Genomic DNA, 13874 nt, shown 5'->3' on the forward strand with positions numbered 1-13874 from the left:
CTCCGGCCCTCCGTCTTCATCCGCTTCACCGACTCCACTCTCCACGAAAGGGGAAACACATGAGCAACGCAACCGCAGTCACCGACGCGAGCTTCGAGGCCGACGTCCTCAACTCCGACGAGACGATCCTGGTCGACTTCTGGGCAGAATGGTGCGGCCCGTGTCGCGCCGTCTCGCCGATCCTCGACCAGATCGCGTCCGAGAACACCGGCAAGATCAAGATCGTCAAGCTCAACGTCGACGACAACCCCCAGATGGCCATGAAGTACCAGATCACCTCCATCCCCGCGATGAAGGTCTTCAAGGGCGGCGAGGTGGCGAAGACCATCATCGGCGCCAAGCCCAAGCCGGCCCTCGAGGCCGACCTGGCGGACTTCCTGGCGTAACTGCCACTCACACGGAAAGCCCGCCGAGCATCCACGCTGGGCGGGCTTTCTCTGTGCTGCGCCTAGCTAAAACCCCGTCACTTTCCTTTCGCTCCTATAACCTCGAGACACCCCCTCACAGAACAGGGCACTTCCATGACCAACCAGGGCACCAACCTCGATCCGTGGTACGACAGTTATGCAGACCGCACGGCAGGCCTCAGCGCCTCCGAAGTGCGAGCCCTGTTCGCCGTCGCCTCGCGCCCCGAGGTCGTTTCTCTGGCCGGCGGGATGCCGTTCGTCTCGGGGCTGCCTCGCGAGCTCGTCATGGGCGCGATCGAGAAGGTCATGCACGACAACGGCCCGATGGCCCTGCAGTACGGCTCGGGCCAGGGCACCCCGGCGATCCGCGAGCACATCATGCAGATCATGGCACTCGAGGGCATCCGCGGCAGCGCCGACAACGTCGTGGTGACCACAGGATCCCAGCAGGCCCTCGACCTCGTCACCCGGCTCTTCATCAACCCGGGCGACGTCGTGCTCGCCGAGAGCCCCAGCTACGTGGGCGCGCTCGGAGTCTTCCGCGCCTACCAGGCGGAGGTGTCGCACGTCGACATGGACGACGATGGCCTGAACCCGGAGGCACTCCGTCAGACGATCGCTCGGCTGAAGTCCGAGGGCCGGTCGATCAAGTTCCTGTACACGATCCCGAACTTCCACAATCCTGCCGGTGTGACGCTGACGTGGGCCCGCCGTCTTGAGATCCTCGACATCTGCCGGTCGAACGGCATCCTGGTGCTCGAAGACAACCCCTATGGCCTGCTCGCGTTCGACAAGCCGGCACCCCAGGCCATGCGCTCGGTCGACGACGAGGGGGTCATCTACCTCGGGTCGTTCTCGAAGACCCTGGCACCAGGATTCCGGGTCGGCTGGGCGCTCGCCCCGCATGCCATTCGCGAGAAGCTGATCCTCGCCAACGAATCGGCCACCCTCTCGCCGAATTCGTTCGGCCAGTTCGTCATCACCGAGTATCTCGACCAGGCCGACTGGAAGGGTCAGATCGACACGTTCCGCGGCATCTACAAAGAGCGCCGCGACACGATGCTCGCCGCACTGGGGGAGTACCTGCCGTCGCTGTCGTGGACGAAGCCCGACGGCGGGTTCTTCGTCTGGCTCACGCTGCCCACCGAGCTCGACTCGAAGGCCATGCTGCCTCGCGCCGTGAAAGAGCTCGTGGCGTACACGCCCGGCACCGCCTTCTATGCCGACGGCCAGGGGGCCCAAAACATCCGCCTGTCGTTCTGCTACCCGACTCCCGAGTCGATCCGCACCGGCATCGCCCGACTGGCCACGGTCATCAACGGCGAACTCGATCTGCTGCGCACCTTCTCGGGGGCGACGCTCACCACGCCGATCCCGACGAGGCAGAACGTCACGACGCCTCCGCCGAACACCATCTGATCAGCACTTTCTGATCTTCTGCGGCTGTGTGGCGATCTGACGCGACCGCGCACCGTTCCATCCTGGTCTCTCCACCGAAAGCGCCCCATCACGATGTCCACGCCACTGATTCCCGAGCCGATCCGCACCGTCACCGTCCTCGCCGGCGGCATCAGCCATGAGCGCGACGTCTCCCTGCGGTCGGGTCGCCGTGTCGCCGACAGCCTCATCGAACACGGTCTGACCGTCGAGCTCCGAGACCCGGACGCGACGCTGCTGGGCCACCTCCGCGACACTCGCCCCGATGTCGTGTGGCCCGCGCTTCACGGGGCGAGCGGCGAGGACGGCGCCCTGCGTGGTCTTCTCGAAGCCATCGACATTCCGTTCGTCGGGTCACAATCGACCGCCGCGCGCCTCGCCTGGGACAAGCCGACCGCGAAGGCCCTAGTCGCCCGCGCCGGTATCCGTACACCCCGCAGCATCACGCTGTCACACGATGCCTTCCGTGAGCTCGGTGCGGCCAGCGTGCTCGAGGCCATCGCCGACGAGCACCCGATCCCCGTCGTCGTCAAGCCGGCCCGCGGGGGGTCGGCCCAGGGCGTCACCGTCGTCGACAAGGTGGGGGCACTGCCGCGCGCGATGGTCGACGCCTACACGTATTGCGAAGACGTCGTCGTCGAGCAGAAGATCGTCGGCACTGAGATCGCCATCGGCGTGCTCGACACGGGCGACGGCCCCAGAGCGCTGCCGGCTGTCGAGATCGTCCCCACCTCTGGCTTCTACGGCTTCGAGGCTCGCTACAACGCGGGGGAGACGCGATTCTTCACCCCGGCGCGGCTCGCCGACGACGTTGCGTCCGCTGCAGCCACCGCCGCCGTCACAGCCCACGAGGCGCTGGGTCTTCGTCACCTATCCCGCGTCGACATCATCGTGGATGGCGCCGGCACCCCCTGGTTCCTCGAGGTGAACGTGCTGCCGGGCCTCACCGAGACTTCACTCGTGCCTCAGGCCCTCGAGAATGCCGGCTACGACCTCGGTTGGGTCTATGCCGAGCTCGCCCAGAAAGCCATCACCGACCACCGCGCGTAATCCATCGCAGTGTTTCACGTGAAACCATGCTCAGGCGTGATCGATGAGCCAGTCGAAGGCGTGCGCCGGTAGTCGACGGTCCGCATAGATCCGCCTCAGCGGTGGCGTCCTCTCTTCGGCGGGCCTCTCGTCTTTTGTCGGGCCCTCCCAGAGCAGCTTCAGCCCTACCTTCTCCAGCACGCGAACGGAACGCGGATTGTTCGTGAGAACCCGGGCAGTCACCGGAATGTGAGGAGCGACTTGTCCCGCAGCTACGACGGCTGCCTCAGCCAGTTCAGTGCCGAATCCCCGCCCCCACGCCTCGGGAGCCAACCGGTAGCCTAGATTCCAGATCCCCGGCTCTTCGTAGAAGAGCGCACCGCCGGTCCCGACAAACGTCTCCTCCGTAAGGCGTGCGTCTAAGCCCGCGTCTCCGAGGCGAATCGCCCAGGTGCCCAGCCCCAAGGAGCCATGGCTTCGCTGCGAATTGCCGACCAGCCGAACCGCCTGCTCTCTGCTTGTAAACCGATCGTGAGGGCTGTGCTTCCAAGTTGCGGGGTCAGAGTAGATACGGAAGACGTCCTCGACATCACTGGGCAAAAGGGGATCCAGGCGAAGGCGCGCGGTAGTCACGGCCAGAGGTGCATGTCGCATTGGTTCAGTCTCCCGCAGATCTTCGTGACGCAGCCACTGGCTTGACTACTGCCAGGGCCGGCGCGGGTCGATGTTTCACGTGAAACAATCTCCCCGGCTGAGAACAGCGTCAGTCAGCCACCGCTACATTCGGGTCTCGCAGAGTGATCCAGCGCTCTGTCTCGACGTAGCCCAGCCGCCGATTGACCGCCCGGATGCCTTCATTACGACGAGACCCACCCGTGCGGAACTCCTGATGACCATCGGTCCACGCAGCGAGGACGGACGCCGCCTTCAGCGCAGCAGCAAGGCCTTTTCTTCGGTGATCCCGGTGGACAGCAGTGAAGTCGGTCTCGATGACACCGTCCCCCACGGAGCGAACGGATGAGAACGCAATCAACTCGCCTCGGCCACCACCTCCCGTTGCGGTCGATGCTTCGGGCGCCACGGTCAGAGCGCCGAACAGCCTGGAGGAACCGAACAGCCCGACGAGCGCATCTTCACTGAGGCGCGCGTGACGCGTCGCATCGGCCTCACCCGGATAGTCGTCGACCGTCTGGGCATCCAGCATCCTGACCTGTTGTGACCATGGCAGATCAAGCTCGACGATCGAGTACTCCCAGACCCCGGGGGAGGAGACCGCACTGCGCAGGTTGGCGATGACGGTGCTCGTCTCCTCGCTGAGCAACCCGCACACAGGGTCCAGGTGCAGCCGGGCACCAAACGACTCAGCGATCGCGACCCAGCCATGGGCTAAAAGTCGTGGAAGTTCAGGATCGGTCGAAAGAAGCGCGCGATCTCCCCTCACGAGGGCACTCGGCGGAGTCGCCAACCCACAGGGACCACGTCAGATCGCCGTACAGCAACGATCCCAGCGAATGCCCTGATCAGAGGGCTACTGACCGTAGGGATCCTGGCCCATTTCTTGCAAGATCCGGTTGAGGTCGCCGATCGAGGCGAAGTCGATGGTGATCGACCCTTTGCGCGCCCCGAGGTTCACTTTCACGCGAGTATCGAACCTGTCGCCTAGCCGTTCGGCGACCTCGTTGAGGTGACCCTGCGTCGCACTCGGGGCCGGACTCTTCTTCGACGCCCCCGAACCCGGCGCGGCAGTAATGGCAGCAGCAGCAGCCTCGGCCGCGCGCACCGACAGGTCTTCATTTACGATCTTGTCGGCCAGCCGTTCCATGCCGGCCGCGTCGACGACCGACAGGATCGCGCGAGCGTGGCCGGCCGAGAGGACGCCCGAGGCGACCCGCCGTTGCACGGGGGAGGGGAGGCGAAGCAGACGCAGCGTGTTCGTCACCTGCGGGCGGCTTCGGCCGATGCGCGAGGCGAGCTCCTCCTGCGTGATGGCGAAGTCGGCCAGGAGTTGCTGGTACGCCGACGCCTCTTCCAGCGGATTCAACTGCGCCCGATGCAGGTTCTCGAGCAGAGCATCCCGCAGCATGGCGTCGTCGGCGGTGTCTTTGACGACCGCCGGGATCGTCGCAAGCCCCAGCTCCTTCGTCGCACGCAGACGCCGCTCACCCATGACCAGCTCGTACTGCGGTTGACCCGCCCCCGCGCCCTTGATTGCACGCACCACGATCGGCTGCAGGACGCCCACCTCGCGGATGGATGCCACCAGCTCGGAGAGCTCCTCCTCACGGAACTCCGTGCGGGGCTGATGCGCGTTTGGCACGATGTCGAGGGGGTTGAGACTTGCCAGGCGTGCCCCCGGTACTGCCACGAGTTCTTCCGCCGTCTGCGTTCGCGCGGGGAAGAAGACATCGACGGGCCGATCCTGCGAGTCATCGGCGACAGGGATCAGCGCGCCGATACCGCGGCCGAGGCCGGTTCTCTTCGTAGCCACTATTCGGGTGCTCCTCGGTGTGCAAGCTCGGCAGCCGCCTCGAGATACGAGAGGGAGCCGGGCGAATTGGTGTCGTAGCTGATGACGGTCTGTCCGTAGCCGGGCGCCTCGCTGATGCGTACGGAGCGGGGGATCATCGTGCGGAGGACCTCGGCGGGGAAGTGCTCGCGGACGTCAGCGGCCACCTGCTGCGACAGGTTGGTGCGGCCGTCGTACATGGTCAAGAGGATGCTCGACACCTTGAGCACCGGGTTCAGGTGCTTCTCGATCAATTGAATGTTCCGTAGAAGCTGACTCAAGCCCTCGAGCGCGTAATACTCGCACTGAATGGGGATGAGCACCTCTTGCGCTGCAACGAAAGCATTGATCGTCAGAAGACCCAGTGACGGCGGGCAGTCAACGAAGACGTAGTCGAATCGATTGGACGCAGCCTCGGTAGCTGAGAGGAAGGTGTCGAGCGCAGTTCGGAGTCGCTGCTCGCGAGCCACGAGAGAGACGAGCTCGATTTCGGCGCCGGCCAGGTGAATGGTCGAGGGGACGCAGTACAGCTCGTCGAACTCCGGGCTCTTCTGGATCACATCGGCAATCGCCGACTCACCGACCACGACATCGTAGACACTGGCCGTCTCGGCTCGGTGTTCGACACCCAGCGCAGTTGACGCATTGCCCTGAGGATCGAGATCAATTACCAGCACACGAGCACCATTGCGTGCCAATGCCGCCGACAGGTTGACCGTCGAGGTGGTCTTGCCCACCCCGCCCTTCTGGTTCGAGACGGTGATGACGCGAGTGCGCGACGGCTTGGGAAGTGTATCGACTGCCAGAGCCTCTCGGCGGCGAGAAAGGTCGGCCAGCTCACGAGCCAGGGGCGTCGTCGCGTCGTAACCGTCAGAAGCTGTAGTCACCCGATGAATCTCCGCATCGCAATGTTTCACGTGAAACGGACTGATCGGAGGCCAGGACGGCCTCAGGGTCAGCGCCGCGAGTCAGTCAACTGTAGCCCGAAAGACGCGCGTGGTTTCTTCGACGAAGCCGACACCGAGCTCGAGCACCTCGCCATCGACGAGGTGGTTTCTAGCGATCGCCTTCCGCGCCGCGATCACCTCCTCGGTCACCCGTGCACCCTTGAGGAAGAGCACCTGGCCGCCCGTCCTGACGAGCGGCGCAGCGATCGGGATGAGCTTCGACAGAGCACTGACCGCACGCGCGGTGACCTGGTCGAGATACGGCGAGATCGTCGCCTCCTCGGCACGCGCACGAACGATCTCCACATTGGTGAGGCCGAGCCGATCGGCTTCGGTTCGCAGCCAGTCGGTGCGACGCTCCATGGGCTCGATCAGGATGAGGTGCGTGTCTGGTCGTGCAGCCGCCAGCACGAGACCGGGAAGGCCGGCCCCCGAGCCGATGTCACCGACACGACCAGCGACCAACAGCGGAGCCAACAGGCCGCTGTTGATCACGTGGCGAGTCCATAGCCGCGGGAGCTCGAGAGGCCCGATCAGGCCGAGCTCTTCGCCGTACTTCGCCAGATCACGTGTGTACTGCCGGACGACGTCGATCCTGTCGCCGAAGAGGGACGCGGCGGCCGGGGGTTCCTCTTCGAGCACGCCGACGGCATCCGTCATCGAACAACCTCGACCAAGTGATACATGAAATACGAACTAGGCGCGGGTGACAACAGTGTGACGGTCGCGCCCTTCACCCTCGGACTCCGACGAGAAGTCACCACGCGAGGCGACGATGTCGTGCACGAGCTTGCGTTCGTACGAAGACATCGGAGGCAGCGAGGCCGCCGTGGCGCCTTCGTCGAGCTTGGCAACGGCTCGGTCGACGAGAGCCGTGAGCTCCTGCTCACGCGTGGCCCGTGAGCCACCGACGTCGAGGATCAGCCGTGAGAATTCGCCGGTGCGGGTCTGCACCGCGATGCGCGTGAGCTCTTGAAGAGCCGTGACGGTGTCCGGCTTCGAAAGCAGGTGAAGGTCGTTCTCGCCCGACGAGTCGACCGAGATGTACGACCGGCCGCCACGCGTCTCGATGTCGATGTCGCCGTCGAGATCGAGGATGTCGAGCAGCTCTTCGATGTAGTCGGCGGCGATGTCGCCCTCGTCGAGATCCGCGCCCTCGTCGAGATCCGCGCCCTCGTCGAGATCAGTGCCCTCGTCGAGGTCCGCGCCCTCAGCCTGGTCGACCCGCGCCGCTGCTGACCCCTGGTCGGGAGTGGCGGGCGACTCGACGAGATCCTGCGATCCAGTCGATTCGTCGTCGTCGGTGCGCGGGGTGTCGGCCCTCGGGGTGAGAGACATCTGGCTACCTGCCTTGCTTTTTGGAGCGGTTCTTGCCGACCGGCTGCACGCGCTGCGTCGTGACGCGCTTCGGCGCCTCGGCCTCGGTCACAGCCACTTCGGTCAACGAGGTGAGGCCGGGGCCGCTGGTGATCGGGTTGTTCTTGCCACGCGCCTCGCGCTCCTGGTGCTTCTTCGCGAGTCTGGCCTCGCGGGCGAGTGCCGCGTCGCTGCCCGGTGTCGGGCTGTTGCGGATCACCATGTACTGCTGGCCCATGGTCCAGAAGTTCGAGGTCAGCCAGTAGAACATGACGCCGAGAGGGAAGTTCAGACCTGAGAAGAGGAAGACCAGCGGGAGCACGTAGAGGAGCATGCGCTGCTGCCGAAACATCGGGCTCGCCTTGGTCTCGGGCGACATGTTCTTCGAGGTCAGCTGCAGCTGTGTGTAGAACTGCGAGGCGGTCATCAGGATGATCATCGCGCCGGCGATGAGCTTGACCTGGATGGCGTCGGAGTGCGTGAAGGTCTCGTGCAGCGGAGCACCGAAGAGGCTCGCGTTGGCGAACGAATGCGAGAGGGCCTTGTTGAGGAGGCCGATGCCGACCTTGCCGGTCTGAGCGTTGTGCAGAACGGTGTAGAGGCTGAAGAACACCGGCATCTGGATGAGAAGCGGCAGACACGACGAGAGCGGATTGGTGCCGGTCTCTTTGTAGAGGGCCATGGTCTCGCGCGACATGGCCTCGCGAGAGAACTGGTCTTTCTTGCCCTTGTACTTGTCCTGGATCTTCTTCAGCTGTGGCGCTACCTCCATCATGCGGCGCTGATTCTTGATCTGGCGCACGAAGATGGGGATGAGGCAGATCCGGACGATGATCGTCAGCAGAACGATCGCGAGCACCCAGGTGAGACCCGAGGTGGACGACATGCCGACCGAGACGAGCACCCAGTGCCAGAACACCAGGATCGCCTCCACCACCCAGCGGATGGGGTAGAGGATCGTGCCGATGAAATCAAGCATGGGGTCAGGCCTTCCTGGGGCTGTGCAGCTGCACAGGGCTGGTAGCAAGAACCGGGCTGCCGGCGAGTTCGGTGCCGGCGGCGAGTTCAGGTCTCGCAGTCACGAAGCCGTGGGCTGTGACCGTGTAACGGTGGTGGTGAGTGTGAGGCACGTCGTCGATTCCGCCCTTCGCCCAGGGGTTGCAGCGCACGATGCGCCAGAGACCCAGAGCGATGCCCTTGACTGCGCCGTGCTGCTGGATCGCCTCGAGGGCATAGCGCGAGCAACTCGGGTAGTAGCGGCAGACGTCACCGTACAGAGGCGAGATGACCGCCCGGTAGACCCGCAGGATCGCGACGCACATGTTTCGGGGGATCAGCGCAAGCGTGTAGAGCAGATGGATCACCGACTCTCACCTCCTGCCGTCACGCCCTTGTTCAGAGCTGTCGAGACCTCTTCGAGCAGGGTAGACCAAGGAACTCCGAGAGTGGCTGGCAGTGCCCTTATCACGACGTCCGTTCTCTCAGGGGAGAATCCCGCGGAGAGTCGAGCGGCGTCAGTGACCAGGATCTGGTGGGCCACGCCTTTGAGGCGACGGCGCACGGTGTTGCGCGTGACCGCATCGCCGACGGCCTTCGACACGATGAAGCCGAAGCGGTCCTCGTCGCCCTCGGCACGAACCCGCCGGTAGACGACACAGTGCGCCGTGACCGACTTGCGGCCACGACGCACGGTGTTGCGATAGTCGTCTGCGCGGACGATGCGGTTGGCGCGGGCCAACACGAGAGCCTCGACCCTGCGAAGAGGGCTGGCTACGCGGAGAGCTCGGTGCGGCCCTTGCCACGGCGAGCGGCGAGGATGGCGCGGCCGGCGCGGGTGCGCATGCGGGCGCGGAAGCCGTGCTTCTTGGCCTTGCGACGGTTGTTCGGCTGGAAGGTGCGCTTGCTCATCGTTTCGTCTCCAGAAGGAAAGGGGACCGAGCTTGCCGCGTTGGAAACACGAGCCGCAGTCCGAGAAGTCTTGTCAGCTCAAAGGTGGCTGAAATCAACTGGTTAAAACTACGCGAGCTGAAGGCTGCGGTCAAACGTGAGGGCAAAACGACCATTATCCACAGGTGGGGAGAACTCCGGTTGCGCTCCCCCCGCCGTGTCGAACTAAGGTGGGTTTCTTCACCCGTCCCTGTGGACAAGTGTGTGGAAAAACACCCTAGGCAATAGAAGCGAGAACACCTTGACGAGCACGATCGACCCGGTCCAGGGCCTCTGGCGCTCCGTCCTCGCCGGCCTCACCACCGACGACCGAATCACCCCCAGCTGCACGGCTTCGTGAGCCTCGTCGAGCCGAAGGGCATCCTCGGCGGCACCCTGTATCTCGAAGTGCCGAACGAGCTCACCCGCGGCATGCTCGAGCAGCGCATCCGCGAGCCCCTCCTCGAAGCGATCTCGGCACTCGACGACAGCACGGTCTCGAGTTTCGCCATCACGGTCAACCCCGAGATCACGCCCGACACTCTGAGCCAGCCGCAAGAGCAGGCCGAGGCGCCGCAGTACGTCGACGCCCCGTTCGTGCCGGCCCCCGCTGAGCCGGCGCCCGGCGGCAAACGCAACGACTCTCGCCTCAACCCGAAGTACAGCTTCGACAACTTCGTCATCGGCGCCTCCAACCGGTTCGCCCACGCCGCCGCGGTCGCGGTGTCCGAGGCGCCGGCCAAGGCCTACAACCCGCTCTTCATCTACGGCGAGTCCGGCCTCGGAAAGACGCACCTCCTCCACGCCATCGGCCACTACGCCGAGAGCATGTACCCGGGCATCCGCGTGCGGTACGTCTCGAGCGAGGAATTCACCAACGACTTCATCAACTCGATCGCCAACAACCGGTCGAGCCAGTTCCAGCAGCGCTACCGCGACATCGACATCCTGCTGATCGACGACATCCAGTTCTTACAAGGCAAGGATTCGACGCAGGAGGCGTTCTTCCACACCTTCAACACCCTGCACGACCACGACAAACAGCTCGTCATCACCTCCGACCTGCCGCCGAAGCACCTCACCGGCTTCGAAGACCGGATGCGCTCCCGCTTCGAGTGGGGCCTCATCACCGACGTGCAGGCGCCCGACCTCGAGACCCGCATCGCGATCCTGCGCAAGAAGGCGCAGAGCGAGAAGCTGCAGGTGCGCGACGAGATCCTCGAGTACATGGCGACGAAGGTGTCGAGCAACATCCGCGAGCTGGAGGGGACCCTGATCCGCGTCACCGCGTTCGCCAGCCTCAACCGCACCGCCGTCGACATGGCCCTCGTGCAGACGGTACTCAAAGACCTGATCACCCTCGACGAAGACAACGTCATCGCGCCGGTCGACATCATCACCCACACGGCCGACTACTTCAAGCTGTCGGTCGACGACCTCTACGGCTCCAGCCGCTCGCAGGCGATCGCCACCGCACGCCAGATCGCGATGTACCTCTGCCGCGAGCTCACCAACCTCTCACTGCCCAAGATCGGGCAGCTCTTCGGCAACCGCGACCACACGACCGTGATGTACGCCAACAAGAAGATCTCCGAGCTGATGAAAGAGCGCCGCTCGATCTACAACCAGGTCACCGAGCTCACCAGCCGTATCAAGCAGGATCACCGCTACAAGTAGGTCCCGCCCTGTTTGACGTCTTGCAGAGCCCCTGTCGCGCCCCTGGGGACACCTGGGTGGGCCTTAATGCCGACAAGTTTCCCCCAGTGTGGATAACCTGTGGAAAGTCGTGGATAAGTCGGGCACAGATTGTTGAAACTTTCAGTCGGCCTGTGAGTGACACGACTTCGACCCGAGAGCGAAACCACAGGTCCACCCCTCGACGTCCACACACTGTCAACAACTCACACGGATGTAGTTCCCAGCGGCCAGGCGGTTGTTAACAAGTTATCCACACTGTGCACAACGGTTAAGACTGTTACTCCTACTTAAAAATTAATCTTGGAGAAGCCAACCTTGTGGATCGATAGGCCACCCTCCGAACGCCTGGGAGCCCCCGGGACCACCTGGAGAATTGCTGTGCCAGTATTAACCGGCCAGGTCGGTTCGAGGCCCGGCACGAGATGTTTCCGATAGGGGTCACAGCGTGAAGTTCCAGGTCAACCGCGACGTCTTCAGCGACGCCGTCTCGTTCGCCGTCAAGCTGCTCCCTCAGCGGACGACCCTCCCGATCCTGAGCGGTGTCCTCATCGAGGCGCACGAGGGCGGGCTGACGCTGTCGTCGTTCGACTACGAGGTCTCGAGCCAGACGAGCATCGCCGCCGAGATCGACGAGCCCGGCACGATCCTGGTCTCCGGCCGCCTCCTCGCCGACATCGCGAACCGCCTGCCGAACGCCCCCGTCGTGTTCACCACCGAAGACACTCGCATCTCGGTCAGTTGCGGCTCGGCCAAGTTCTCGCTGCTGAGCATGCCCGTCGAGGAGTACCCCACGCTGCCCACGGTCGGTGAGCAGTCAGGTGTCGTTCCCGGCGACGCCTTCTCGCTCGCGGTCTCGCAAGTCGCCGTGGCCGCCAGCCGCGACGACGTCACCCCGGTCATCACCGGCGTGCAGCTCGAAGTCACCGAAAACGCGCTCTCGCTGGTCGCGACCGATCGTTACCGCGTCGCCGTTCGAGGCATCGACTGGGATCCCGGCACCGCCGCCTCCACCGAGACCCTGACCGCGCTGGTGCCGGCCCGGACTCTGCAGGAGGTCGGTAAGACCTTCGGCAACGCGTCGACGCTGTCCGTCGCGATCACCGGATCCGACGACCGCGGGCTGATCGCATTCCAGGCCGACAACAAGATCGTCACGTCGTTGCTCATCAAGGGCAACTTCCCTCCCGTCAAGCGGCTCTTCCCCGAAACGGTCGAGAACTACGCGGTCATGAACACCGCCGAGCTCGTGGAGGCGACGCGCCGCGTGTCGCTCGTCCTCGAGCGCGAAGCAGCTTTGAGATTCACGTTCACCATCGACGGCCTCACCCTCGAGGCAATCGGCAGTGAGCAAGCGCAGGCGTCAGAGTCGATCGACGCGCTCCTGACCGGAGACGACACCGTGGTTTCGCTGAAGCCGCAGTTCCTCCTGGACGGGCTGGGCGCAGTGCACTCGGAGTTCGTCCGCATCTCGTTCACCAAGACCGAGAACCCCAACAAGCCGGGGCCGGTGCTGATCACGAGCCAGAGCTCGAAAGACCAGCCCGGTGCGGACAGCTACAAGTACCTGCTCCAGCCCAACCTTCTGCTGCGCTGACCGCGCACATCGACGAACGTGCGCCAAGACCTGCGACGCGCGCTCACTGAACAAAGGAACCTCATGCACATCGGCCTCATCGGTCTCGGCAAAATGGGCAACAACATGCGCGCTCGCCTGCGCGAGCACGACATCGAGGTGACCGGCTACGACACCAACCCGGCCGTCTCCGACGTCAAGACCCTCAAAGACCTCGCAGCGGCTCTCCCCGCCCCGCGGATCGTCTGGGCCATGGTCCCCGCCGGCAAGATCACCGCGAGCGTCATCGAAGAGCTGTCCAACGTCCTCTCCGAGGGCGACATGGTCATCGACGGGGGCAACTCCAAGTTCACGAGCGACTTCGAGAGTGCCAAGCTGCTCGACTCGAAGGGCATCAAATTCGTCGACGCCGGTGTCTCCGGTGGTGTCTGGGGCCTCAAGAACGGCTACGGCCTCATGGTCGGCGGCAGCGACGAAGACGTGGCCGCGGCCATGCCGATCTTCGACGTGCTCCGCCCCGAGGGCCCCCAGGCCGAGGGCTTCGTGCACGTCGGCCCGTGCGGTGCCGGCCACTACGCGAAGATGGTCCACAACGGCATCGAGTACGCCATCATGCAGGCCTACGGTGAGGGCTTCGAGCTTCTCGAAACCAAGAAGGACCTCATCAAAGACGTCACCGGCGTCTTCAAGGCCTGGCAGCGAGGCACGGTCGTGCGCTCCTGGCTCCTCGAGCTGCTGGTGCTCGGTCTCGAAGAAGACCCCGCGTTCGAAGACATCTCGGGCTACGTCGAAGACTCCGGCGAGGGTCGCTGGACTCTCGAAGAGGCCATCGACAACGCCGTCCCCATGCCCGCCATCTCGGCCTCCATCTTCGCGCGCTTCGTGTCGCGCCAGGGCGACGGCTCGCCGACGATGAAGGCCGTAGCCGCTCTCCGCAACCAGTTCGGCGGCCACGCCGTCAAAAAGGCCGACTAACCCCTCGGCCCGGTTACTTC

Annotated in this window: 15 protein-coding genes and 1 pseudogene; 6 read left to right on the forward strand and 10 right to left on the reverse strand. The window is 64.4% G+C overall.

What is annotated here, in order from left to right:
* Window positions 1–59 precede the first annotated feature (59 nt).
* The 3 genes from trxA to AX769_RS04145 all read left to right on the forward strand — a co-directional run bounded on the left by trxA (window position 60) and on the right by AX769_RS04145 (window position 2894).
* Window positions 60–386, forward strand: coding sequence for a thioredoxin (trxA, locus tag AX769_RS04135; RefSeq protein WP_066276284.1), 327 nt, complete (start codon window positions 60–62; stop codon window positions 384–386).
* A gap of 135 nt (window positions 387–521) precedes the next feature.
* Window positions 522–1826 (forward strand): PLP-dependent aminotransferase family protein, encoded by a 1305-nt coding sequence (locus tag AX769_RS04140; RefSeq protein WP_066276287.1) that lies wholly within the window; start codon window positions 522–524, stop codon window positions 1824–1826.
* A gap of 93 nt (window positions 1827–1919) precedes the next feature.
* Complete coding sequence (locus AX769_RS04145; protein ID WP_066276289.1) at window positions 1920–2894, forward strand: D-alanine--D-alanine ligase; 975 nt, start codon at window positions 1920–1922, stop codon at window positions 2892–2894.
* A 30-nt stretch (window positions 2895–2924) separates the two neighbouring features.
* On the opposite strand, the gene AX769_RS04150 is transcribed toward AX769_RS04145, so the two are convergent.
* From AX769_RS04150 to rpmH, 10 genes are all read right to left on the reverse strand, one after another.
* Window positions 2925–3473, reverse strand: a complete 549-nt coding sequence (locus tag AX769_RS04150) for a GNAT family N-acetyltransferase (protein WP_157887443.1) — start codon at window positions 3471–3473, stop codon at window positions 2925–2927.
* Between the two features lie 163 nt (window positions 3474–3636).
* Window positions 3637–4314: a hypothetical protein gene (locus AX769_RS04155; protein WP_157887444.1), complete on the reverse strand. Its 678-nt coding sequence runs from the start codon at window positions 4312–4314 to the stop codon at window positions 3637–3639.
* An 87-nt stretch (window positions 4315–4401) separates the two neighbouring features.
* Window positions 4402–5361, reverse strand: a complete 960-nt coding sequence (locus tag AX769_RS04160) for a ParB/RepB/Spo0J family partition protein (protein WP_066276299.1) — start codon at window positions 5359–5361, stop codon at window positions 4402–4404.
* A complete protein-coding gene (locus tag AX769_RS04165; protein WP_157887772.1) occupies window positions 5361–6275 on the reverse strand; it encodes a ParA family protein in 915 nt (304 codons plus the stop codon). Before AX769_RS04165 ends, AX769_RS04160 begins: the two co-directional genes overlap by 1 nt.
* Before the next feature lie 72 nt (window positions 6276–6347).
* Entirely contained in the window at window positions 6348–6986 is a 639-nt protein-coding gene (rsmG, locus tag AX769_RS04170; protein WP_066276306.1) for a 16S rRNA (guanine(527)-N(7))-methyltransferase RsmG, read from the reverse strand.
* A gap of 36 nt (window positions 6987–7022) precedes the next feature.
* The gene (locus tag AX769_RS04175; RefSeq protein ID WP_082763477.1) at window positions 7023–7664 is read right to left on the reverse strand and encodes a R3H domain-containing nucleic acid-binding protein; all 642 of its coding nucleotides are present in this window, start codon (window positions 7662–7664) and stop codon (window positions 7023–7025) included.
* A 4-nt stretch (window positions 7665–7668) separates the two neighbouring features.
* A complete protein-coding gene (gene yidC, locus AX769_RS04180) occupies window positions 7669–8661 on the reverse strand; it encodes a membrane protein insertase YidC (protein ID WP_066276308.1) in 993 nt (330 codons plus the stop codon).
* A gap of 4 nt (window positions 8662–8665) precedes the next feature.
* A complete protein-coding gene (gene yidD / locus AX769_RS04185) occupies window positions 8666–9004 on the reverse strand; it encodes a membrane protein insertion efficiency factor YidD (protein ID WP_082764007.1) in 339 nt (112 codons plus the stop codon).
* Window positions 9005–9042: 38 nt separating this feature from the next.
* Window positions 9043–9423 carry a ribonuclease P protein component gene (locus AX769_RS04190; protein WP_066276310.1) on the reverse strand — a complete coding sequence of 127 codons (381 nt, stop codon included), beginning with the start codon at window positions 9421–9423 and terminating at the stop codon, window positions 9043–9045.
* 29 nt (window positions 9424–9452) lie between these two features.
* A complete protein-coding gene (rpmH, locus tag AX769_RS04195; protein ID WP_066276312.1) occupies window positions 9453–9590 on the reverse strand; it encodes a 50S ribosomal protein L34 in 138 nt (45 codons plus the stop codon).
* A 280-nt stretch (window positions 9591–9870) separates the two neighbouring features.
* Here rpmH and dnaA point away from each other — a divergent pair.
* The 3 genes and pseudogenes from dnaA to gnd all read left to right on the forward strand — a co-directional run bounded on the left by dnaA (window position 9871) and on the right by gnd (window position 13854).
* A pseudogene (dnaA, locus tag AX769_RS04200) lies at window positions 9871–11285 on the forward strand (chromosomal replication initiator protein DnaA).
* A gap of 466 nt (window positions 11286–11751) precedes the next feature.
* Window positions 11752–12900 carry a DNA polymerase III subunit beta gene (dnaN, locus tag AX769_RS04205; RefSeq protein WP_066276314.1) on the forward strand — a complete coding sequence of 383 codons (1149 nt, stop codon included), beginning with the start codon at window positions 11752–11754 and terminating at the stop codon, window positions 12898–12900.
* A gap of 63 nt (window positions 12901–12963) precedes the next feature.
* A complete protein-coding gene (gene gnd / locus AX769_RS04210; protein ID WP_066276316.1) occupies window positions 12964–13854 on the forward strand; it encodes a phosphogluconate dehydrogenase (NAD(+)-dependent, decarboxylating) in 891 nt (296 codons plus the stop codon).
* The last annotated feature ends 20 nt before the right edge of the window (window positions 13855–13874 follow it).

This window comes from Frondihabitans sp. PAMC 28766 (genome assembly GCF_001577365.1).
Classification (GTDB): Bacteria; Actinomycetota; Actinomycetes; order Actinomycetales; family Microbacteriaceae; genus Frondihabitans.